This is a genomic window from Leptospira langatensis (assembly GCF_004770615.1).
Classification (GTDB): domain Bacteria; phylum Spirochaetota; class Leptospiria; order Leptospirales; family Leptospiraceae; genus Leptospira_B; species Leptospira_B langatensis.
On sequence record NZ_RQER01000006.1, the window covers coordinates 213,224 to 236,188 of the forward strand.

Here is a 22,965-nt window from a genome sequence, read left to right on the forward strand (position 1 = left end):
ATCTGCGGAACTGTCTACAATAATCGAGCCTCTTCTTGGCCGCATTTCGAGGTCTGTAGATATCCTTTTTAGCCGGATGTAGGAGCTCCTACAAAAGATCTATGTCTAAACGGCAAAAAAATCCTTTTCATTCCCTCAGATTCGAAGGAAAACCTACCGACGGACACCATGAATAAAGATCGCATATTGGCCATTCTCTCCTCCTTATTTGAGTATAGTAAGAAGAACTGGAAATTCTTACTCAAATACTCGATCATAGCTGGCTCCATCATAATGGCATTCTTAGTAGGCGGCTCTTATGTTGTTTGGCTAACCAAGCAAGAAGATGTGATCCGAAATCTGGAAACCTTCCAAAGAGAAGTTTCCGACGCCTACGATCCGAATGCGATCAAACCCATCCGCATCTTGGACAAGAACGGAAAATTGATCGGAGAATTCTCCCGTAGGAAATTCAGACCGATCCGTACCGATAATCTCGCTAGTCATGGAAATCTGATCTGGGCTTTACTCAGTTCCGAAGACCGGGAATTCTACCAACACAACGGAGTGAATTTCACAGCACTTGCCCGCGCGATCCTGGTGAACCTTACCACCTTTCGAAAGCAAGGCGGTTCCACCCTCACACAACAATTAGCAAAACTCACTCTGGATCTAGGAGCTAGGAACGTATTCAATAAGCTCACAGAATTTTACTGCACATTCTATTTAGAAAGCAGATTCGATAAGAGCACAATACTCGCCATGTATCTGAACCGCATCTTCTTGGGAGAAGGGAACACGGGAGTAGAAGAAGCTTCCAGATACTACTTTAATAAACCTGCATATGAATTGACTCCCGCAGAAGCGGCCCTTTTGATCGGGACCATTCCCGCACCTTCTAATTATAATGCGGTCCGAAATCCCGTCATTGCCCTGAAGCGACAAAAGATGGTCATGACCTCCATGGGCCAGAACAAGGATCTACATCCGAATCCAAAATCCATCGAAAAGGATTTCGAGAAGAAGGTAGATACGAATATCCGAAAGTTCAGGGCCGCTTACTCGGTAGAGGAAACTAAAGAAGAAGGGGATAAGATCAGTATTGTTTCCGATATAGGCAAGTACGGTTTCGATAAGGACTTCACCGTAAATCTTGCGCCGGACTTCAATTTCGGGATCCGCCAATTTGTGATCGAGAATTTCTCCGAAGTGGATCTAGAAAGCAGAGGAATGAACGTATACACCACTCTGGACTACGATAAACAGGAAGCGGCAGAACGCTCCTTGAGAGAAGGGATCGAATCCGTACGCAAGAAACTCACCGAAGAAAAACTCGCCTACTTGAAAGCGGGCAAAACGGACGAGGTCTCTATCGAAAATAAGATCATAGAGAATATGAACGGAAGCCTGATCTCCATCAATCCTTCGAACGGATATGTGGAAGCGATGGTGGGTAGTTACAAAATTTCTAATATATTCAGACTGAATCGCGCCATCTCCGCAGTCCGCCAACCCGGTTCCGCGATCAAAGGTCTTATCTATTTGCTTGCATTCGAGAAGAGACTGGCCACCCCCACTTCTATCGTAGTGGATGAACCTGTACAGATCCGAGGATATGCGCCCAAGAACTGGTACAAAGGCTATAGAGGACAAATGCAGGTCCGGGTGGCATTCGCACAATCCGTGAACACAGTCGCAGTCCGATTCATGGATGAGATCGGAGTGGGAGATTTTATTTCGACCCTCGGAAAGATCCTAGATTTAGATCGCTCCGAATTGAACAGAAGGTTCCAACCCAATCTGACATTGGCTTTGGGCTCCGGAGAAGTCTCTCCCAAAGAACTTGCAACTATCTACGCTACCATTGCAAACCTAGGAAAGAAAGTAAAACCCATAGAAATATTAAGAATTACTGATTTTGAAGGCTCCGAATTATTCTCCGTTCCTCCTTTTGATCCGAAAGAAGCGGAACAGATCCTGGATCCTGTGGCCTGTGCGATGACATTGAACTTGTTAGAAGCGGTCGTCTCCGAAGAAGGAACCTTAAAAGTCGCCTTGAAAGAAGGAGATAAATTCCCTTTAGGAGGAAAAACAGGAACAGTCCAATCTCCTAAAGAAGCACAGCAACGCTGGGGAAAAAGAAAAGGGGTCCGTGATGTTTGGTTCGCAGGTGTGAATCCGAATCTAGTCACTTCCGTCTGGGTTGGAAACGATGTGGGCGCTCCATTTCCAGGCTCCGGTTCCGCGAACAGCGGTTCTATCTGGTTTAGATATGTATCTCATGTGGCAAGGACGATAGGCTTTGGAGAAAGTCTTATTCCCCCGTTTAACGGGGATTATGTGAAAGTGGATATCTGCGCGGAGACAGGAGGATTGTTATCCAACGAAGCCGATTGCAAGCATCCTCTATATGGACAGTACTATTATATAGGCGACCAACCCACTTCGAATACGAGCACAAGTACGGTAAATCAAACGGAACCGACTGCAAGCCCCGGGAATGAAGAAGCATTATCAGGCGAAGATGCAGTCGAGTTAGAACTTCCGGAAACTAGAGAAAATTCGAGCGAAGAGTAGGATCCCCTTCGATTCTATCTCCAACTAGATAGAGTTCAAAAGGAGACCAAAGAAAGATCCAAGGCGCTTCTTCCGAAAGAATAGAAAGCGCCTTTTCCGTTTGCGGTCTAAGGTCGGTTCGATCCGTGGATCTTACTTCTTGAAAGATCTTCTCCAAATAAGGATGAGAGAAGAAGGCCCTATTTCCTCCGTTCCCAAAACGATCTCCCGCAAAAAGAGGATCCAAGAAACCCCAAGGCCCGGGAATATCCGCAAACCAAAATAGAAGGGTCAGATCCCCCTTCCCTTCTCCATTCTCTTTATATAATACTGCTTTTTCCATAGGAAGGATCTTGATCTTCAATCCGAGTTCTTTCAGGTCTTGAACGATGGCAGCACCATTTGCTTGGTTCTCCTCATCCCCTCGCATCCTAAATTCCAATTCTCTGTCTAAGATCTTAGGATAACAGGAAGACTTGGACAGATATTGCTTTGCCAAGGCTGGATCGTACGGATAAGGCTCTTCCGATCTTGTCCAAGTATTCGCAACGGACTGAGGGAATGGTCCAACGGAAACTTCGGCCTTACCTTCCAACAGGACCTTCATGATACGTCTTTTGTCTACGGAATAATTTAACGCTTTTCTAAAGTTCTTATCGAAGCAAGGGTCCTTAGCATTGATCGCAACATATTGGACCCCCGCTCCTTTTCGGATGGAAATATGGTCCTCTCGTATCATCGAATTACGAACTAAGAAGATAGGAAGCTTCATCAGATCCAATTCGTCTTTCATGTACAAGTATAGACCGGTACTTGCCTGAGGAAGGATGCGGAACAATATCTCCGAGATCGGAGCATTCTTCTCATTGGAAACCAATCGGATATAATTGTTTCTCTTCCATTCGGAAAGCTTAAAGTCTCCGCAGCTATTCTCCGGAGATCCGCAATCGATCCATGCTTGCGGAAGGGAAAGTTTTTCCAAAACCTCTCTTAGTCCGCCTTCGAAATAGATCTCTAGTACGGAATCAGAGAGTATCTTTCCGCCTTTTAAGAAAGAGTATACACTTCTTCTTGGGCCCGGAGTATTTCTTAATTTCTCCAAAGAGGCTAGCACGATACTCGCGTTGATCCGACTTGGCTCCTTCTCCCCTTTTCGTAATTCTAAGACCAATCCTCTAGTCTTAGGATCGATCCCGGAGGATAACTTGTATGACTTGACTAGAGAAGGGACCGCCACTCCTTCTGCGTTCATCTCGAATAATTTTGGAGAGATGTACTTTAGAATAATTCGAGAAGAAAGATCCGTAGATCGGATCGGCTCCAAGGAAATTGGATCGGAAGGGAGTGAAAACACTAGTTTTCCGGGCATTCTCTCCGCTTTTCCGCAATGACAAAAAAGAAGGGACAAAAGAAGGAAAGCCAGGGACAAGGTAAGAGTCGGTTTTCTTTTTACCCGGAACGGGTTTGGGACCGCATCTAGAAAGCTAGGATAAAACATTCCGGACCTATGAACGTCTATAGACGCCTCTTGGGGTATTCCTTCAAGTATAAATACAGACTGATCACCGGGGTCGTACTATCCTTTCTCGTCTCCATACTCAACGGAGCCTCTTTAACTAGTATCATTCCTATCTTCGACGCGATCGGCAAAGGCGGCAAGGCCGACTTCCAAATCACTCTGACTAAAAAAGACAGAACCGTCTTAGATGTGCAAAACTCCGGCAAAGAAGTAGAAGGTTTGCAGAGGTTAGAGCTGATCCTCGCCGAAGCAAAAGTGAGTGCGAACGGATACTTATCTTCTCTTCCGAAAGACCAACTCGTACTTCTTTTCTGTTTGTTTATCTTTCCTATCTATTTGGCCAAGCTTCTCTTCTTGGCAGGAGCGGTGTACTGTATCAACTCGGGAGGTTATCTCGCTGTACGAGACTTGAGATTGGAATTGTATTCTAAGGCTCAGGAACTTCCTCTCAATCAGTTCGTGCAGGAAAAGACAGGGATCTTCATGAGTAGGATCATCAACGATGTAGAGGTCTTAGCAAAGTTGATCAGCTCGGATCTGAAAGATGCCATCGTAGACTTCTTTTATATCATCACTCACCTTCTCATTCTTCTTATTATTAGCTGGGAAATGTTCGTTGCAGTCCTTGTAATCGTACCTCTGATCATGGGACCAGTGACTTCTTTCGCGGATCGAATTCGAAAAGCTACACGTAACCAACAAGAAAGATTATCCTCATTGAACGGTCACTTGCAGGAAGTCATCTCCGGCATCCGGGTCATCCGAGCCTTCTCCATGGAAAAGACCGAAGCAGCTAGGTTTTGGGAGATCAATAACGATCTTTCCGACAAAACATTCAAGGGGCATTTCTATCATCAGATCGGTCCTTCCTTAGTAGAACTTTCCAGTTCCATTGTTGCGGTCATCTTCTTAGGCTTCGGCGCTTATTTGATGGAACTCAGACAATTCTCGCTGGGAGATTTCATGGTCTTCTTTTTGACCTTGGTATTCCTTACCAGACCTTTCAAACAAATGGGAATGTTATCTAACTCGATCCAGAGTGCAGTGGCGGCAGGGAACCGAGTCTTCGAGATGTTGGATAGCGAGACGGATATAAAGCAACCGGCCAATCCTGTTTACCCGAAACGTCTTTCAAAAGAATTGAGATTCGATTCCGTAGGATACACCTATCCAGGAGCAAAGACCCCCGCTCTCTCCGATCTAAATCTCTCCATACAGAAAGGTGCCACTGTTGCGTTAGTCGGCGCTTCCGGAGCAGGAAAGTCCACGGTCGTCGATCTAATTCCGAGACTGATCGATCCAACGGAAGGATCCATTTCCTGGGACGGAACGGATCTTAGAAATCTGGATCTTGCCTCTTTACGTAAAAAAGTCTCCATCGTAAACCAACAAGTCTTCTTATTCAACGGCACGGTCAGAGAGAATATCTGCTACGGGACCGAAAACGTTTCCGAAGATAAAATGAGAGAAGCGGCGGAGATGGCCTTCGCAACGGAATTCATTCTCTCCTTCGAAGATGGGTTCGACACGATCGTGGGCGAAAGAGGGGTCATGTTATCCGGAGGACAGAGACAAAGACTCTCTATCGCGAGAGCCTTATTGAATAATCCGGAAATATTGATCTTGGACGAGGCCACTTCCGCATTGGATACCGAATCGGAAAGAGTGGTACAGCAAGCCCTTGAATCCTTGTACAAGAATCGGACCGTTCTGATCATCGCTCATAGACTTTCCACAGTACAGATCGCAGATACCATCTTTGCCATGGAAGCCGGAAAAGTAGTGGAATACGGATCTCATTCCGAACTGATCCGACTAGATGGAAAATACAAAAAATTATACGAAATGCAATTCGCCGAGTCACCGGCATAAACGGAAAGTTGATGCTTTCTCTTCTTAGGATCCTATTCTTTCCCATTCTTTATCCTCTCAGTCTAGTTTACAAAATCCTATTTTACTTGGATAGGAGCCTGAAAAAGAAAAGGACCCTACCGAATGCATTTACCATCAGCGTAGGAAATTTCAGCGTAGGAGGGACCGGAAAGACCCCTTTCACCATCCATCTGGCAAACCTACTTCATTCCGAATTCCCAAAGATCCCTATCCTGATCCTGACCAGAGGCTATGGTTCTTCCGGAACTGGGATCCGAAGAGTGGACCTAAATTCGGAACCTTCTCAAGTAGGGGACGAACCGTATCTATTAAAGAAGAATCTTTCGTTTGCGAACGTGTATGTGGGAAGCAATCGATACGAATCCTATTTGCAGTATCGTAAGGACGAGAAACTCAAAGAGAACGATATCGTCTTTGTTCTGTTAGATGACGGATTCCAGCACCACGCACTTACGAGAGATCTGGATCTGGTGCTTTTGGATTGTACCCGAATTTCTCATTCGGATTTTACACTTCCGTTAGGGTTACTCCGGGAATCATATTCTTCCGTTTCTAGGGCAGATGTTTTGGTCGCATCCAAGTACGAGGATCGATTCGAAAAAGAACTTTCGAGTTGGATCTCTAAGTACAGACCAAAGCAAACCCTGAAATTCCGGTTCGGATCCAAGGAACTAGTTCCTTTGTCGCCTTCTTCTAAATTGAAAGTAACACAACTAGCGGGGAAGTCCGTATATGCGATCGCGGGACTCGGGAACCCTTCCGCTTTTTGGAAATCGTTAAGCGAATTGGGTCCATCCCAACTGAAGACCAAGGCCTTTCCGGACCACCATTCTTATACCAAAGAGGATATACAAATCATCTCTACGAATGCAGAAGGAGCCGATCTGATCCTATGCACTGAAAAGGATGCAGTAAAAATTTCCCGCATCCTAGATCCTTCTAAAACTAGTTCTAAATGGTTTTACTTGGGCCTTCAAACTTCCCTCATCCAGGAAAAAGTCCTGATAGAACTAGTAAAAAAGAAATTTCCAAATAGATAAAAACGCTTTTCTTTACCTTAAAACTCTTTAAGATTTTCTATCCTACTTGGTGCCAATGAGAAAGAAGCTCGCATTTCTAGTTTTTCTATTCCTTCTTCCGTACGTAATATTCTCGGAACCCCAAACCATTTATCTTCGTAACGGCAAAACGATCAAGGGAGAGATCCTAGACCAAACCGCAACCTATATTGAACTGGAACTGCCGAACAAAGAAGTGCAAAGGATACAAAAGACCACTATCCTGAGGATCGCATACAAGGATGGGACAACAGTTCCTGTTGAAAAAAAACCGGAGCCGATCCCGGAAAAGCCGCCTGAACCGGAAGTAGTTCCTCCTCCGGTGATTGTCCCTCCTCCTGTCGCAAAGGTTTATAAGAGAGTGACCAGAAATCCTTTAGAGAGACATTTTCTGGATCTCTATGCGGGCGGAGGAGCTGGAACGAACGACTCTCATGCGGTGAATTTTTATTATAAGTACCAGAATATCTTTAGTACGGTCACAAACGGGACCCCTTTCGTTTTAAGCAAGGGTCCGCACCAGACTCCGAACGGTGCAAGCTCTGCGGGGCTCATTTATAAATTTAAGAAGTTTTCCGTGGAAGCAGGAGGACTCAGTACTCATTCTTCTTCTACCTCTCAAAACATCGGACCGGAAGCGCAACTCATCCTGGTCACTGGAACCTATCCTCAGGATCTAAAGATGGGAACATTCAAGACTTCTTACTCTCTTTTAGCCAGAAAGAATTTCGAACTCTATCCTAGCATTGGTTATACTAGGATATGGAATAAGACCACCGACGACCAATCCACAGTCGTCCAACCGAGTAACGTGACCGGGTATTCCGTGTTCCATTCTTCCGAGCAGTTGAAAGGAGGCTCCTTCGGTCTGGGTTTCGCTTATCTACTCGGATCCAAATGGGAAGCAAGACTAGAACTAGAGAGAATGCAATTGAAAGGAAGCCAATCCCTTCATCAGCAGTACACGGTTGCTACTTTCTCTCTTCCTACGCAAATCATCCTACTTCCTTCGGATTACACGTTTAGTTGGAAGGCGACAGGAAATCACGTCTCCTTAAAGCTAAGTTATTTCTGGAGAATGGGACTAGGATTCTGGCTGAGATATGATAATTATCAATGGAACTATGCGTTCCAAGATGGAACCTTCCCTTCTGTGATCAAGACGGGAGATCCGGCTCCTTCTATCATGCAAGCCGTGCAATTGCATTTGCAGAACAACGCGATGGCCGGATCCGTAGGAAGTGTTTCTAAGGCGACTTCTCTCCAGATCGGGATCTCTAAGGCTTTGAATTTCGGCCCAGAAGAAGATTTCTAGGATCCTTCCTTCTTCTTTTGTTATTAAGCGAACAGAAAAAATTTCTGTAGCGTCTACTATATTCGCCTCAAGCATCTAAGATCCAGTCAATTTATTGCTTGAACATCGCTTTTTAAAGAACAGATTGGCTTTCCAACTAATTGGATCGGAATTCGAATGCGAGATATAAAAAAGAAAATCCGGAGCCTGTTCTGCATCGGATTTGTAATATTTTCCGTAAGCCCTTTATTTTCCAACGATCAGGTCATCTATCTGAAGAACGGACAAGTAATCACAGGTGAGATCACGAATCAAACTGCGACTAAGCTCACGGTGAAATTGCCCGACGGGACCATAAAAGAGTTCGCCAAAGTTGAAGTGAGAAGAGTGGCTTTCAAAGAAACTGGAAAGCCTATAGACACCAAGGACAAGACCCCGGCGACTCCGCCACCGCTTACCCCGGAGCAGATCGCTCAACAGAAGCAAGAAGAACTCAAGAAACAGGAAGAAGATGCTAAGAAGCAGGCCGTAAGCGATGAGAAGGCAGACAAAAGAAAGAAAGAGATTGAAGAAGCAAAACGCCATAAATTGGAATTCTTTTTGGGTTCCGGTGCCGGAACTGTAAATTACCAATCTCCTTATTTCTACCAACAAGCAGTAGCTACTGCGCAAGAGCTTGGGGGAAGTAACGGCCAATTCAGTGCACCTATGGCTCCCAGCAACTCAACGGGAAAAGCAAACAACGCAGAGATCAGATATTCTTACAATAGGTTCGTAGCGGAGGTAGGAGGATCTACAATTACGTCTAGTGTAAAACAGAACACTTTTGGCACGAACAATATCAACTCGGTTACCGTCCCCGCCATGGAATCCGGTTCTTATCAAAATTCGATGAAGCATGTATACGGGAATGTTTCTTATTCCGTATATCCCAAGCCGAAGTACGATCTGAGACCGGTGGTAGGAATCCATCAATTCTGGTTCAAGGGAGAAGACAATTCTAGGATCACTTTTTCTCCGGGATCTTCTACCGGGACAGAGCAATATTATGGTTTAGTCCCTCTCCCGGTAAGTGAGATGCTCAAAGGATATTCTCTAGGACTACAATTCGATGCAAAGCTTCCTGCAAACTTCGAATTAAGAACAGGAATACAATCCATGCATCTGAGAGGGGACGGTCATTTCCAACAATCCACGTATCTAGTCGCTCCTATCCTTGGCCAATTCAGTGCCGATTCATTCGGAATTTATAATAAATGGAACGTAAATGGGACCAGCGTAAACCTGAAACTACTGTACAATTGGAAGTACGGAGTGAATTTTTGGGTAGGGGTCCAATCAATCGATCTAAAATATAAGATCAACGATGCGAACCTGTATTTCCAAGGAAGCGGAAATAATCCGGCGCCGAGCGATCTCATCCTGATCAAGTCCTTATTCGATTCCTTTCTCGGACCTACATATGCCAAGGAAACTAAGGCGACCACGATCCTACTCGGCGCATCTTATTCCCTGGATTTTAGCAAATAAGAAATTTAATCTTTCCGTTAGAGTTCTCTTTTGAAAAAAGAGAACTCTATTTTCTTTACTTGGCGGACCCAATTTTAAATCCTTCGTCTAATAAGCTCGCACATGGGTCGGATCTCTAGTCTTTTATTACTTCTACTATTTCTTGCAAGGAGTGCGTTTGCCGAAGACCAATCCGTGTACATGAAGAACGGCAAGATCATCCATGCCGAAGTTGTACAGCAAAACTCCACAAAGATCTTTCTGAGATTCCAGGACGGAACTATCCGAGAGATCAATAAATCCGATATCAAAAAGATCCGCTTTAAGGTAACAAAGCCCGAGAAGGTTGCAAAGCCCAAAGAAAAAGAAAAGAAGCCTATTCCCGTTCTGAAAAAAAAACCAGAGCGACCTCCTGTAAAAGAAATTGCGAAGCCGAGCCCCGCGCCAGAGGAACAGGCAGTAACTTCCCCTATTCCGGAAGAAAATACCAAACAGACTCCCGTTCCGGAAGAAGTTCCAAAGCAAGTCATCTCTACTCCTACACCAAGTCCGGCACCAGAAGAAACCCCGAAACCAACGCCTACACCGCTGGTAGAAGCAACTCCAAAACCTTCTCCTCAATCAGAAGCGGCTACGCCGATCATATCACCGGCGACCAATGAGGCTCCTAAATCGACGATTCCGGAACAAAAAGAGAAGAAGGAAGAGACCCGTAATCTGATTTCCGAAAGACATGGACTCGAAATTTCCTTCGGACTAGGTAGGAGTTCCTACCAAAGCCAAGTTGCAAATTTTCAGAGAGGAGTAGAACAATATGCTACCTCTCTCGGAAATACTGGTGGCTTTCTATATTCTTCTCCTCAGTACCAAAGTTCTCTAGCGAAGACGATTAACCTTAGATATTCTTGGAAGCGGTTCGTTGCAGATCTAGGCGGGAACGACTTCCAATCTAAAGAAGCTGCACAAAATTTCGGTTATATTGTATATCCGGTTTCGGGAACTTCTATCTTTCAAAATGCATTCAGTTTAGGAGCGCCATATCATTCCCTCTATTATAAACAGGCATACGCACAAGCTTCTTATACAGCTTACTCTAATCGACTCTTCGAACTAAGACCGATCCTAGGTTACCAAAGGATCTGGCAGAAAGGAATAGACAACTCTACGATAGAGGCCTCGCCCAAGGATCCTTCCAATCCATCCGCATTCGATTGGGCGATCCGCAATGGGACGAGCTTCAGCGACTTCCTACAAGGATACTCTATTGGAATAGCGGCGGATTCTCATTGGAATGAGAAATGGGAAACTAGATTCGAGATCCAAAAACAATTCCTGCATGGGGATTCCACATTTACCAGAGATCAGATCGCAACGGTCCTAGGATTGGGCTTCGAGGCGAGAAGCACCCTGACCAACCAATGGAAGGCAAACGGATTAACACTTTCAGGAAAGCTAATATACCATTGGAAGGAAGATATCTTCTTCTGGACCGGGTTCCAGTATACCAAGATCCATTATTCTTTACAGAATTTCGGAGGGGACTTGACGCTAAGCGGAGGACCTGTCGGAGCTTATGTGGGACAACAATTGATAGAGAATCTTACGAAAGGATTAGCGGGAAATTCGGTAGCTACCGGATTGTTTATCGGGGCGGGATATAATTTCGATCTAAAACGGCCGAGTTCCTCTCAGTGAGTTGAGACCGTTCCGGATCTTAGGATAGGAATGCGGGGAATTTTGACCCCCGCATTGAATGGAAAATTAACCTTTCAGTTTCTTGTTCAGAACATTCAGGAAGTCGGCTACGAACTCGTCGGATCTACGGTTCTTATCCGCAAACTCAACGGCCTCTCTAGTAGCATCTTCGACACTTTCGCTTTTGATCACGATATTCAGAAGAGCGGCTAACGCGGTATATACGATATCGCCGTTATCGGAGCTGATGATCTTATTTTTAAGAGCGATTGTGGAATCTCCAGGCTCTGCGATCAAACCTAAGGCGATCTCCGCAGGGACCGCAACTTTCGGGTCATTGGAACGGTTCAGTAAATTGATGAGTTCCGGGATAGCGGACTTTTCTTTTTTAGATCCAAGATAATTGGCAGCCTCGATCTTGTCCTGGTCGGATCCGCTGGACAGGGACTTGATATAGTCCTCTGTACTTTTTTCAGCTGCAACCGAAGATGCGAGAATAAAGGTAGTGAAGATAACGAGCGAAAGAATGCTTTTTTTCATGGTCTCCTCCTGTAACCGAGGAATCTTCTCGCCTCGGTTCTTGCAGTCAACCGAAATAAACAGGCTCTTCTTTCTATTTCCGGAAAGGGACGTAAACCCGATCCCCTAAAATAGATCGAAGGAATCCGAACCGCTCCTAAAATTGGACAAAGGGATTATGCAATTCAAGCTGGAGCAAATTCGCCCCAAAGAACTCCTGCAAAGGATCAAAGAGGAATTCTTTCCGCCTCGGATCTTGGACAGATACCTATTTTCTGAATTCGTAAAGACCTTTATCGGGACCTTTATCGCCATCACCTTTTTGGCCCTGATGATGAAGTTCAACGATATCAGCAACGATCTCAAGGCCACCAAGGCGCCAAAATTCCATGCCTGGCTCTACATCCTCTACTCCATCCCGGACATAGCGGTAAATTACTCCGTCAACCTTTCCACCTTATTTGCTGTTTCTTTCACTCTGGGACAATTCTCCGCGAACAAAGAGATCGTGGCCATGATGTCCGCGGGAGTTTCTTTTCGGAGAATAGTGGCTCCTATCATCGCATTCAGTTGCATGCTCTGGGTCGGAGTCTTCTTCTTTACCCAAATAGCTGTCGCGCCTATGAACGCAATGGCAAACGAAGAACATAAGCTTTTGAAAGAAGGTAGCGGAGTGAATCTCTCCGGAGTCGTTTACCAATTCCACTTCAAGGGAAAAGAAGGTTTTTATTATATATATTATTATGATCCCAAGGACGAGGAGATCAAGGGAGGATTCAATTATATCAAATTGAATCCGGACCAAACTCCCGATTTTCTCTTAGTTTCCCAAAAGGCAAAGTACGATCCTGCCAGGGACATATGGATCCTGAAGAACGTAGAAGAAACAAAGATAGACGATCTGAATCTAACCTACGTAAAGAAGTATGCGGAGAAGGAATACTATCTTCCCGAAAAGCCGGAGTATTTCAAAAAGCCAAAGGGTTCCGTAGAGGAAATGAATCTATTCGAACTTATGGAAGAAAAGGAGAGCAGGCTTAAAAAAGGCCTTTCGTTCGGAGACGTAGATATTGCGAAACATTCCCTCTTTGCGAATCCTTTCTTTATTGTCGTAGTGACCCTGGTGGGTTGCGTGAGCGGTTATTTTACTAAGAGAATGGCGGTCGTCGCCTCCTTGGGTGTGAGTATTCTAGTGGCCCTGGTCTATCTGATCATGAACCCTTCTTTCAAATCCATAGGAGAAAACGGCTTGATCCCGGCCTGGCTTGCGACCTGGATCACACCTGCAATTTTCCTTTCCGTTCTTTATATTGTATATAAGAGAATGAAACTTTAACTTTTTAGAATATAAAAAAGGCCCTCGATCGAAGGCCTTTTACTAACAAGATTGGAAATAAGAGAGGATCTTATTTTGCGCCTTTAGGAGTAACGGTAGCTTTCGGGAGAATGACCCGAACATTGCTCAACTGGATCTTGTAACCGCCGGAAACAGTGATCACTCCCTTAAAGAGATCCGAAAGGTCTGTGACCCTAGCCATAAACCAGCTTCCTGTTCTCGCCTCATCTTTGGTTTCTGGGGCCCGGTATCCGTCTTCGGTCCCCATATCGAACATGATCACGTTCATTCCCAGTTTAAGATCCTTTTCGGTAGCGATACGGGTCATATAGAAATATTTGGTCCAAAACTTCTTACCGTTCGTAACTTGTAGAAACTCACCTTCTCCCTTAGTCTTAGTTGCAGAAGCGGCAGTGATCTCTTTAGCCAAATACACGTTAATGTACGTTTGATCCGTAAAATCCTCTCTAGTAACAAAGAAATCGTCCGGCTGGATAAATTGAGCATCCTCTTCCGCAAAGATAGCTACTGAGAACGATCCCAAATAAAGAGCTAAGATCGCCAAAAATCTAAAACAATAAAGGGTTCCTTTTTTCATGTTCAACTCCGTGAAACCAATCCACAAACCTCTCCGAAACGGGAGGGAAATGGTAATAATTTATTGCAAAGTAGAGAGAACCCGGTTTTCGTCAAGGATTTGCCAGTATGCGAAGATTTCGGTCCGAAATAGCCGCCGAATCGCATCCAGAGGGTAAAATCACTACATTTCCGAATTGCGAACAATTCGATATTTCTTAATTTCATTCGCAACAACGCTCCGACAGATGAATCGCAGATCCAAACATCCAACAATCAGATCGAAAGGGAAAGGTTCTCTTCCCGAATCCGTTTTCGAAACCAAAAACATAGAAAAAATATATGATATGGGGCAGATCAAAGTCCCTGCATTAACGAATATAAATGTTCGTTTTTATAAGTCCCAGTTCACGATCCTCTTAGGACCTAGTGGAAGCGGTAAATCCACCCTATTGAATATATTAGGAGGTTTGGATTCGCCGAGCTCCGGTGAAATTTATTTCAATGGTTCATCCTTACACGCCGGCCCAGAAGACGATCTAACGGAATTCAGAAGGAGATACGTAGGATTCGTATTTCAATTTTATAATCTGATCCCGAGTCTTACTGCAGAAGAGAACGTAAAGCTCGTCACGGATATTTCGGAGAACCCGATGTCGCCCTTAGAGGCATTAGAGATGGTGGGTCTGAAGGAAAGAAAGGATCATTTTCCCTCTCAACTTTCCGGAGGAGAACAACAGAGGGTTGCGATCGCTAGAGCGATTGCCAAAAGACCGGAGATACTACTTTGCGATGAACCTACCGGTGCTCTCGATTTTAAAACAGGTAAGATCGTTTTAGACGCGCTCTCTAAGATCAATCAGGAATTAGGGACTACCACCATCATCATAACTCACAATGTCGGAATAGCCGCAATTGCGGATCGCGTCATCGAAATGAAGGACGGACAGATCGTTTCCGATCGATCAAATCAGAAAAAGAAAACGACAGAGAATATTCACTGGTGAGAACACTAGATAAAAAAGCGATTCGGGAGTTTCTTGCCTGGAAATCGCAGGCGATCACGATCACTTTAGTGATCGCCTCAGGTATTTCTGTATTCATTGTTTCATTGAGCGCCTATAATTCCCTCCTTTCCTCTAGAAATGCCTTTTATTCCAAATACTCCTTTGCGCAAGGATTCGTTTCCTTGAATAAGGCCCCACAATCCGAAGTATTAGAGATTTCTAAAATTCCCGGCGTCTCTTTTGCGGAAGGTAGGATCGTAAAGGAAGTCGTGGTGGATTTCGAATCGGAATCTGTCCCCAGCGGTGCAAAGATCGTAACCTTGACAGAAGGATTAAATCGTCTCGCGGTATTGAAGGGAAAACTGCCCTCCCAAAACGACGAGACGGTTGTTAGCGAAGCATTTGCTTCCGCGAACCACTTGGAACCTGGATCTAGGATATCGGCAGTGTTAGAAGGTAAAAAGAAACTTCTGACCGTTACCGGAGTCGCATTGTCTCCCGAGTTCGTCTATATATTCCGTCCGGGAAGTTTTCTACCCGACGATAAACATTATGGGATCCTATGGATGAGAAAAGTCTCTGTCGAAGAGATTTTCGATATGTCCGGAGCCGTAAACGATATCGTATTCGATTTTGCTCCCGGATCGGACAAGAACTTCACCCTAAATGAAATCGATCTCAGACTTTCGCCTTATGGGGGGCTGGGTTCTTACGATAGGGATAAACTTCCCTCTCATTCTTTCCTGAGAGACGAGTTCAAGCAATTGAAAACGACGGCCTTTTTCATCCCTATTATCTTTCTAGGCGTAGCGGCTTTTCTTTTACATATAGTCACCTCTAGAACGATCGCAAAGCAAAGGGAACAAATTGCGACCCTAAAGGCCTTGGGATACGACAATAAAAGCATAACACTACATTATCTAAAAATAATATGGATCGTATGTATAGCCGGTTCCTTTTTAGGGATAATATTCGGATATTATTTAGGAACGAAAATGGTGCTTCTCTATGGAGAATACTATAAGTTTCCTGATCTGAAATTCACTTTCGATCCGATGCTTGCGGTTTATTCGATCCTGATCGGAATGATCTCGGGGACGCTGGGTTCTTCGCTTTCTATAAAAAAGGTGGCCTCCCTTCAACCTGCGCAAGCGATGAGGCCTCCCGCTCCGGAAAACTTCTCCAAAAGTTCATTAGAGAAATATTGGAAGGATCTGTCCGTAGTATATAGGATTGCGATCCGAAATTTGACCCGCAGACCCGGGCGGAGTCTATTGTTCATTATGGGAATTTCCAGCTCGGTAATGATCATGGTCTTAGGACTTTTTTCCCGGGACATGATGGACTCTATTCTCAGGATCCAATTCGAAGAGATGCAGAAGGAAAACGTTTCCTTAATCTTTCAAAATGCGGTTTCTTCGCAGTCCGTTCTAGAACTTTCGAAAAAGGACGAAATCCTATTGATCGAAGGATTTAGGTCCGTGCCCGTTCGCCTCCGCAACCGAAATGTAAGTAAAGAATTGGTCCTGACCGGAATACCCAGAGATTCCGGTCTCAGGAGATTGATCAACGAACAAGGACAAGAAGTAGTCGCTCCTAGCGAAGGGATTTTATTGAATGCAGTCGTTGCGGAGAAACTAGGCATAAAAAGAGGAGATACGGTTCAAATCGAAATTCTAGAAGGGCAAAGGTTAAAGACCAAGATCGAGATCTTTGGCACGATCAATGAGATCCTGGGGCAAGGCGCCTATATGGAAAAAGAGTCCGTTAACCGGCTATTGCAAGAAGGCGACTTGATCAATATTGCTGCGTTGTGGACAGATTCCTCCAAGGAAGAAAGCCTACTAAAGGAATTGAAGTCCTATCCGAAGATCTCAGGAGTCTCGACCCGGAACCGGACCTTGAAGATATTCTACGAAATGATGTCCAGAAGCGTTCTTACTACCTCTTTGATCATCATGATATTTTCATGCATTATTTCCGTTGGAGTCGTATACAATACCGCGTTGATATCACTTTCGGAAAGAGCCTTCGAATTAGGTAGCCTTCGTATCCTTGGATTTACCAAAGAGGAAGTTTTCAGAATATTGGTCACTGAGCTTGTGATCGTTATCTTATTCTCGCTACCTATCGGCTGTCTTTTCGGTTATTTTTCAGGCTACGGGGTGTTGAATACCGTGGAAACGGAAGGCTTTAAGATCCCACTTTTTATTTCCGTGCGAACGTATCTGTTTGCGATCGGATTAGTCTTGATCACTTCGGCCATCAGCTTTTGGATCCTTTATATAAAAGTGCAATCTATGGATTTGATATCGGTGTTAAAAATTAGGGAATAATTATGAACTTAAAGGAAATCTTTTCTAAACTTTATTCGAACAAGATCTCGCGGAGCGTTCTAGGCGTTTTGATCGGTGCTGCTCTTCTTTGGTGGATCTTTCAACCTAAGCCCGTTCAAGTCAGCATAGGAAAAGTAGAAAGAGGAACTTACGAACATATCGTGGAAGAAGAAGGGACCACGCGGGTAAAGGAAAAATTCGCTATCCTATCTCCTGTAAACGGTGTCCTCCAAAGAGTGAGCAAACATGTGGGCGACAAGGTCCATAAAGGGGAAACTGTGGCCGTCGTTCATTGGGATTACGATCGGATTGTTAAATCTCCCATATCGGGGAGCATCCTTTCCGTGCAAAGAGAGAGCGAAGGTCCGATTTCCATGGGGGGACAAATCCTGGAAATAGGAGATACTACTTCTCTGGAGATCGTTTGCGATGTTCTCACCCAGGAGAGTACCCATATTCGTCCCGGAAATCAAGTTTGGATCGAAGGTTGGGGCGGAAATCCGATCGAAGGAAAAGTGAGGCTGGTAGAGCCAGCGGCCTTTACTAAGATCTCCTCTCTCGGGGTCGAGGAACAAAGAGTGAGGACCATAATCGACTTTAATTCGCCTTCGGAAATGGGAGACTCGTATCGGATCCAGGCACAGATTATTTCATTCAAAAAAGATAATGTGCTCATACTACCTACAGCCGCCCTTTTTCGGGAAGGAGACCATTGGTCCGTCTTCCAGGTTGTCAAAGGCAAAGTCCATAAGACAAATGTGGTGATCGAAGCAAGAAGCGGAAAATCGTCTTTAGTCACATCGGGATTGGGTGAAGGCGAGGAAGTCGTGCTTTATCCCACCGAAGAAATTCAGGAAGGCAAAAAGGTAAGATAAGGGCAACGGCGCCCCCTATTCCTAATCTTCCAATTTTCGGAATTTTTTTTACAAAAACCGAGGCTCCGTGAAAAAAATTCATTGGTCCTCGAGAGTTTGTCCGATACTAAGTACAGATATACCTGTAGAGTAACCGCTAAGATGCGACATAAACGCTGTAGAAAAAGAAGAATCGGGCTTATCTACCGATTTTCCCAGCAGTCGCCGGATACACTAAAAGGAGGGTAAAGAACATGGACGTTCAACTAACGAATCTAGTCTCATCAGCTGAGAAACTTCTCCGCGACAAGAGATCTTCCGTTCCAGGAAGAACGGGAGTGCCCTCAGAAGCCCAAAATGCGACCGACAAAACCGAGTTTTCCAGTGGTTTGACCTCTAGATACCTCAAAGTACAAGAGACTTTGGCGAATCTCCAGGAAGAGCTTTCCAAGGAGCAAATGAAACTCGGAGTCCTGAGCGAAGGAAACGTACCCAAAGAGGATCTGATCAATATTCTCTTCGGAGAAACTCCTCTGTTTCGCGAATTAGCAGAAAATCCGAAACTAGACTTAGAACAAGTGCGCGAACAGGTCCAAGTTAAGAAGGACCAGATCATGGATTCCATTCGTAAATTCGAAGTTGAATCCGAAAACGTGCTATCTGTCGGGATGCTGAAGAGTCCGGAAAACTTCCGGAAATCCATCGAAGATCTTTCTACCAAAGATATTCGTATGAAGCAGCTGTCTGAGAAAACTATAGAAAGACTGATCCAAGACTGATCGGGGACTTACATTCCACATTTCTAAAGCTCCCCGCTTGCCAGGGCTTAAGAGTCCTATAATCTTTTCGCTTATTAAAAAAGCTTGCGAGCCGAAACTCGAACACGATTCTTTGGCAAGCAATGCTTTCTAAACTTAGGCTGCTCGCATTACTCGCTTTCATCTCTCTTTATGGTTCGGCCCAAGGTCAATCCTCGGACCCGTATCACTATGTGCTGATCACCTCCGGAGTCCTGAATGTTCGAGAAACACCGGAAACAGGAAAAGTGATCTTTACCCTAAATAGGGGAAATCGGGTCCGGATCCTCGCGGATAACACAAGTAATACGAATGATTGGACCAAGATCAAGACGGAGGACGGCAAAGTAGGCTTCGTTTCCAGAAAGTATTTGGGACTCACTCCGCCGGACACCTTGGACGAATACAAACTTATAGGCTTTGTATGGTCCGGATACGATCCGAAGGATCTTCCCATCTTCGTGCCTCTTGCATTCTTCAGTAAGAACGGATGGCAGGAAGCGAAAGACGAATACGAATTCGATTATAAGTTCAGAAGCGGGGTCAATTCTTCCCTACCCTCCGTCGCATTGTTAGAAGGAGAAAAAGGACCTTCTTTCACTGCGGCTGCTTCTACCACATATGGTTGCCAGGAATTTCCGGCATTGAAGGTAAAGCCTTCTACTCCGATCACTGCAAAGAAGGATTGGCTGGTATATTCTCCGGATCTCTCTTTGCAATCCCTTCATCTGCAAGAACTGGCAAAGACGGATAACGATTACACCCTCTTTAAGAATCTAGCCGAAACGATCTGGAAAGCCAAGGGGTATCCCGAAACGGAGTGGCTACATTCCACTATAGAGGAAGTATATCTCTTCAAGACTCCCAAAAAAGAGACCTTTATCTCGGGAAGGATCGCCTTTCACTCGAAAGGCGCCGAAAGAAGATATCTCTACCTACTAGGTAGAAAATCAGGTGCAGACAGGATCCTAGTCTCGTATGAAAAATCCGAAAAGCTAACCGAAGAACTAGGATTTTATGGTGGCTCTTATCATTTGATCGGTGTCATCTTCAGAGAAGAAGATCCGGTCCCTATTCTGTTATTCACAGATATAGGATACGATTCCTCCATACATTCTCTCTATGAACTCAGAAACGGGACTTTGCAATTACTCCTTCGCGGAGCTGGGGACGCCTGTTAGAGGAATTCTCATTCTTTATTAAAAATCACTCGACATTAGTATAGTCTTTGCTACGTTCAAATCGTCTAAGTGATAGGATAGTATGGAACTGAAAGAAGCCTGCAAATACGCTTTGTACAAAGCACTATTATCCGGGAATGAGTTAGCTAAATCAACTTTAACCAAAGTGATTTTTTTAGCCGAATACTGGATGGCAAAGAAGACAGGAAAGACTTGTTTCAATTTACCTTGGTATTACGATGAGTATGGTCCATATCTAAAGATAGTTACGGATTCTATCCATAATGAGCCAGATATTAAAATATCAGCCCGACTTCGTGGGTTCGGTCAGGATACGATTTCTAAATTCTATACGATCGAACCTATTTCGGAGACAGATTATTCTTTAGACAATAAAATATTCGAAAACTTTATAGATGAGATTATAGAATCTTATAAGATTTTAGGTTATAAAGAATTTATTAACTTCGTATATGATTCCTATCCTATTAGAAAATCAGAACGTTTTTCCAATTTAGATTTAGAAGCGTTAGCAGAATTAGAAAGGCAACAAGAGTTAGAATCCATTAAATCCGTTCATAGGATATTGAACGTATAAAATTAATGGAATGTTAGGACTTACGTTTGTTGCAGGAGAACCGATCCCTCATTTGTTTTTTGTAATCTCAAAGGCAAGTCCGGAGGGTCGTGTCCTTGTAGTAAATATAACCGATATAAAAAATCGAATTGGATGCGAATCCTGTATTCTAAAAAAAGGAGACCATCCCTTTATTATTAAACCGTCAAAAGCGCTATATTCACATGCAATCGCTCCATTTCTTTCCGACGTTAAAGCAAAAATAGAAGAAGGTATTTTCGATAAAAGACAGAATGCTAACTACGATATCATTTTGAGCTTGCAAGCAGGGGCTAAAATAAGTCCAGAGCTTGACGAAAAGTTTCAATATTACTTCAATTATTTTTAATGAACTTTCCTGATCCTTGCCGAAGTGAATGGACTTCGGCAAGGATCCAAAATCGACCTTAAACTTCCGAAAGAGAAGCAACCGGATAGTCTGTATATCCTTTCGCTCCTGGAGTATAAAAGGTAGTATCGTCAGGTTGCGCTAGAGGCAGGCCTTTTTCCAATCTAGTGACTAGATCCGGATTGGAAATGAAACTTCTTCCGAAGCCGATCAGATCCGCATTGCCAGAACTGAGATCCTTATGCGCTCTATCAGGATCGTATCCGCCGGAAAGAATAAAGGTGCCGTTTGCATTCCCCGCCTTATACGTTTTACGAATAGAATCAATGGTATCCGCCTCAGGCTTAGGAGCCCCCATCGAAGAATGATCCACGATATGAATATAGACCAGACCTAATTTTCCTAAAGAAGAGGCAAGTTCGGTGTATTGTTCTTTGATCTCATTAAAGATCTCTAAACCGTTGAACACGCCGTAAGGAGAAATACGGATCCCTACCTTGTCTGCGCCGATTGCTTCTACCACAGCCTTAGCGACTTCTAGAGCGAACCTGTTCCGATTGCTTGGACTTCCGCCGTATTCGTCTGTTCTTTGGTTGGAAGAAGGATTGATGAATTGATCGATGAGATAGCCGTTCGCTCCATGCAATTCAACACCGTCGAAACCGGCTTCGATAGCAAGTTTTGCCGAGTTCGCGTATTCTTGGACCGTCTTCTTGATATCTTCCTTGGACATTTCTCTAGGAACAGTATGAGGCTGGCTTCCTTGCTCGTCCGTCCAGATCGTTCCAGGCAAGGCAATCGCAGAAGGACCTAAAACCTCTGCGCCCTTCGGAAGATTGATGGTGGTTCCCACACGACCCGTGTGCATGATCTGCACGAAGATACGACCGCCATTCTTGTGAACTGCGTCAGTCACCTTCTTCCAGCCTTGGACTTGCTCTTGGGAAAAAACTCCAGGAATGCGCGCATAACCCAATCCATTAGGCGAAGGAGAAGTTCCTTCCGTAACGATCAGACCTGCACCGGCCCTCTGCCCGTAATACTCCGCCATAAGATCATTCGGAATATTCCCGATGGCTCTCGATCTCGTCATCGGACTCATCACGACTCGATTTTTTAGCCAATTCTTTCCAAGTAAATGTTTCGTATATAACTGATTCATAAGCTCCTCGACACTTAGACAGAAAATACTTTGAAAGTGAACTATTTAATGGCGAACAGAAAGAAAAATTTGGGCGACTCCCGCTTCGCGGGACCGGGCTACTTCGGGTTCGCTCGCGCTCATCCCTTCGCCGACTTCTGTCTAAAACGAATCGAATCCGACGTGTAGGCTCGGGACAAGCCCTACGTATCCCTGTCGCTTTTGTATAGAAGAATCCATCCATTCTCTTGGATTGCTTTAAACATCTATTTCAAGCGGAACCAATATTCCTTAGTTCTAATAATAAATGAATAGATTTATGCATTATACGAAATGTATTCGTGAAGAAGTTCAAAAACTAAGGAGTAGTAATACGTTAAATGTCGCGTAAAGGAACTCGCTCGAATTTACAACCGCTCAGAACAGAGGCAGAGTTAAGAGTTCAAGAAAATGTGAATAGAATTGCAATTCAGTCGGAGGCATTCTCTAAGAATCTTAGTACGATATGCAAATGGGGATCCATTTTAGGAATATTCTTTTTCTTATCCAATGCGGCGAAAGAAATCGCAGGAACTACTACTAATTTTGAAGTAAGCCTAAAGGCAATAGCGGATCTAAAAGCAAGCGAATGGTTTGCTTATATTTTTGGAGGCGCTGGAGTTTGCTATGGCATATTTGAACGTAATTTAAGAAAAAAGAACGTACGCAGAAGTGGGACTCGAATTTCCCATCTAGAAAGAGAAATAAATC

The 22,965-nt window shown here is 44.3% G+C and carries 18 protein-coding genes; 14 read left to right on the plus strand and 4 right to left on the minus strand.

Annotation, left to right across the window (positions count from 1 at the left end):
* Positions 1-168: 168 nt before the first annotated feature.
* Positions 169-2,556, plus strand: a complete 2,388-nt coding sequence (locus EHO57_RS10270) for a transglycosylase domain-containing protein (protein ID WP_135645057.1) — start codon at positions 169-171, stop codon at positions 2,554-2,556.
* Here the strand turns inward: EHO57_RS10270 and EHO57_RS10275 are convergent.
* On the minus strand, positions 2,531-4,033 hold the full coding sequence (locus EHO57_RS10275) for an ABC transporter substrate-binding protein (protein WP_135645055.1): 1,503 nt from the start codon (positions 4,031-4,033) through the stop codon (positions 2,531-2,533). The two genes, EHO57_RS10270 and EHO57_RS10275, sit on opposite strands and share 26 nt — an antisense overlap.
* A 9-nt stretch (positions 4,034-4,042) precedes the next feature.
* On the opposite strand from EHO57_RS10275, the gene EHO57_RS10280 reads away from it, so the two are divergent.
* The 5 genes from EHO57_RS10280 (at position 4,043) to EHO57_RS10300 (ending at position 11,503) form a co-directional block, all read left to right on the plus strand.
* Positions 4,043-5,926 (plus strand): ABC transporter ATP-binding protein, encoded by a 1,884-nt coding sequence (locus EHO57_RS10280; protein WP_135645053.1) that lies wholly within the window; start codon positions 4,043-4,045, stop codon positions 5,924-5,926.
* 11 nt (positions 5,927-5,937) lie between these two features.
* Complete coding sequence (gene lpxK, locus EHO57_RS10285) at positions 5,938-6,987, plus strand: tetraacyldisaccharide 4'-kinase (protein WP_135645051.1); 1,050 nt, start codon at positions 5,938-5,940, stop codon at positions 6,985-6,987.
* 55 nt (positions 6,988-7,042) lie between these two features.
* Positions 7,043-8,320 (plus strand): LA_0442/LA_0875 N-terminal domain-containing protein, encoded by a 1,278-nt coding sequence (locus EHO57_RS10290; protein WP_135645049.1) that lies wholly within the window; start codon positions 7,043-7,045, stop codon positions 8,318-8,320.
* Positions 8,321-8,476: 156 nt separating this feature from the next.
* Positions 8,477-9,829, plus strand: coding sequence for an LA_0442/LA_0875 N-terminal domain-containing protein (locus tag EHO57_RS10295; RefSeq protein ID WP_135645047.1), 1,353 nt, complete (start codon positions 8,477-8,479; stop codon positions 9,827-9,829).
* 102 nt (positions 9,830-9,931) lie between these two features.
* Complete coding sequence (locus EHO57_RS10300) at positions 9,932-11,503, plus strand: LA_0442/LA_0875 N-terminal domain-containing protein (protein ID WP_135645045.1); 1,572 nt, start codon at positions 9,932-9,934, stop codon at positions 11,501-11,503.
* A gap of 66 nt (positions 11,504-11,569) precedes the next feature.
* On the opposite strand, the gene EHO57_RS10305 is transcribed toward EHO57_RS10300, so the two are convergent.
* Complete coding sequence (locus tag EHO57_RS10305; RefSeq protein ID WP_135645043.1) at positions 11,570-12,043, minus strand: HEAT repeat domain-containing protein; 474 nt, start codon at positions 12,041-12,043, stop codon at positions 11,570-11,572.
* A 157-nt stretch (positions 12,044-12,200) separates the two neighbouring features.
* Between EHO57_RS10305 and EHO57_RS10310 the strand changes: the two genes are divergently transcribed.
* The gene (locus EHO57_RS10310) at positions 12,201-13,358 is read left to right on the plus strand and encodes an LptF/LptG family permease (RefSeq protein ID WP_135645041.1); all 1,158 of its coding nucleotides are present in this window, start codon (positions 12,201-12,203) and stop codon (positions 13,356-13,358) included.
* 70 nt (positions 13,359-13,428) lie between these two features.
* Here the strand turns inward: EHO57_RS10310 and EHO57_RS10315 are convergent, their stop codons facing one another.
* Positions 13,429-13,956: a hypothetical protein gene (locus EHO57_RS10315; RefSeq protein ID WP_135645039.1), complete on the minus strand. Its 528-nt coding sequence runs from the start codon at positions 13,954-13,956 to the stop codon at positions 13,429-13,431.
* A 226-nt stretch (positions 13,957-14,182) separates the two neighbouring features.
* Between EHO57_RS10315 and EHO57_RS10320 the strand changes: the two genes are divergently transcribed.
* The 7 genes from EHO57_RS10320 (at position 14,183) to EHO57_RS10350 (ending at position 21,074) form a co-directional block, all read left to right on the plus strand.
* Positions 14,183-14,941 (plus strand): ABC transporter ATP-binding protein, encoded by a 759-nt coding sequence (locus tag EHO57_RS10320; protein WP_135645036.1) that lies wholly within the window; start codon positions 14,183-14,185, stop codon positions 14,939-14,941.
* Complete coding sequence (locus EHO57_RS10325; RefSeq protein WP_135645034.1) at positions 14,935-17,277, plus strand: ABC transporter permease; 2,343 nt, start codon at positions 14,935-14,937, stop codon at positions 17,275-17,277. Before EHO57_RS10320 ends, EHO57_RS10325 begins: the two co-directional genes overlap by 7 nt.
* A gap of 2 nt (positions 17,278-17,279) precedes the next feature.
* Positions 17,280-18,152 carry an efflux RND transporter periplasmic adaptor subunit gene (locus EHO57_RS10330; protein ID WP_135645032.1) on the plus strand — a complete coding sequence of 291 codons (873 nt, stop codon included), beginning with the start codon at positions 17,280-17,282 and terminating at the stop codon, positions 18,150-18,152.
* A gap of 233 nt (positions 18,153-18,385) precedes the next feature.
* Positions 18,386-18,910 (plus strand): LIC10415 family protein, encoded by a 525-nt coding sequence (locus EHO57_RS10335; RefSeq protein WP_135645030.1) that lies wholly within the window; start codon positions 18,386-18,388, stop codon positions 18,908-18,910.
* Between the two features lie 122 nt (positions 18,911-19,032).
* Positions 19,033-20,109 (plus strand): SH3 domain-containing protein, encoded by a 1,077-nt coding sequence (locus EHO57_RS10340; protein WP_135645028.1) that lies wholly within the window; start codon positions 19,033-19,035, stop codon positions 20,107-20,109.
* A gap of 82 nt (positions 20,110-20,191) precedes the next feature.
* Positions 20,192-20,707: a Panacea domain-containing protein gene (locus EHO57_RS10345; protein WP_135645026.1), complete on the plus strand. Its 516-nt coding sequence runs from the start codon at positions 20,192-20,194 to the stop codon at positions 20,705-20,707.
* 10 nt (positions 20,708-20,717) lie between these two features.
* Complete coding sequence (locus tag EHO57_RS10350; protein WP_135645024.1) at positions 20,718-21,074, plus strand: hypothetical protein; 357 nt, start codon at positions 20,718-20,720, stop codon at positions 21,072-21,074.
* Positions 21,075-21,132: 58 nt separating this feature from the next.
* Here EHO57_RS10350 and EHO57_RS10355 read toward each other — a convergent pair whose 3' ends face one another.
* Positions 21,133-22,236, minus strand: a complete 1,104-nt coding sequence (locus EHO57_RS10355) for an alkene reductase (protein ID WP_135645022.1) — start codon at positions 22,234-22,236, stop codon at positions 21,133-21,135.
* Positions 22,237-22,965: the final 729 nt, after the last annotated feature.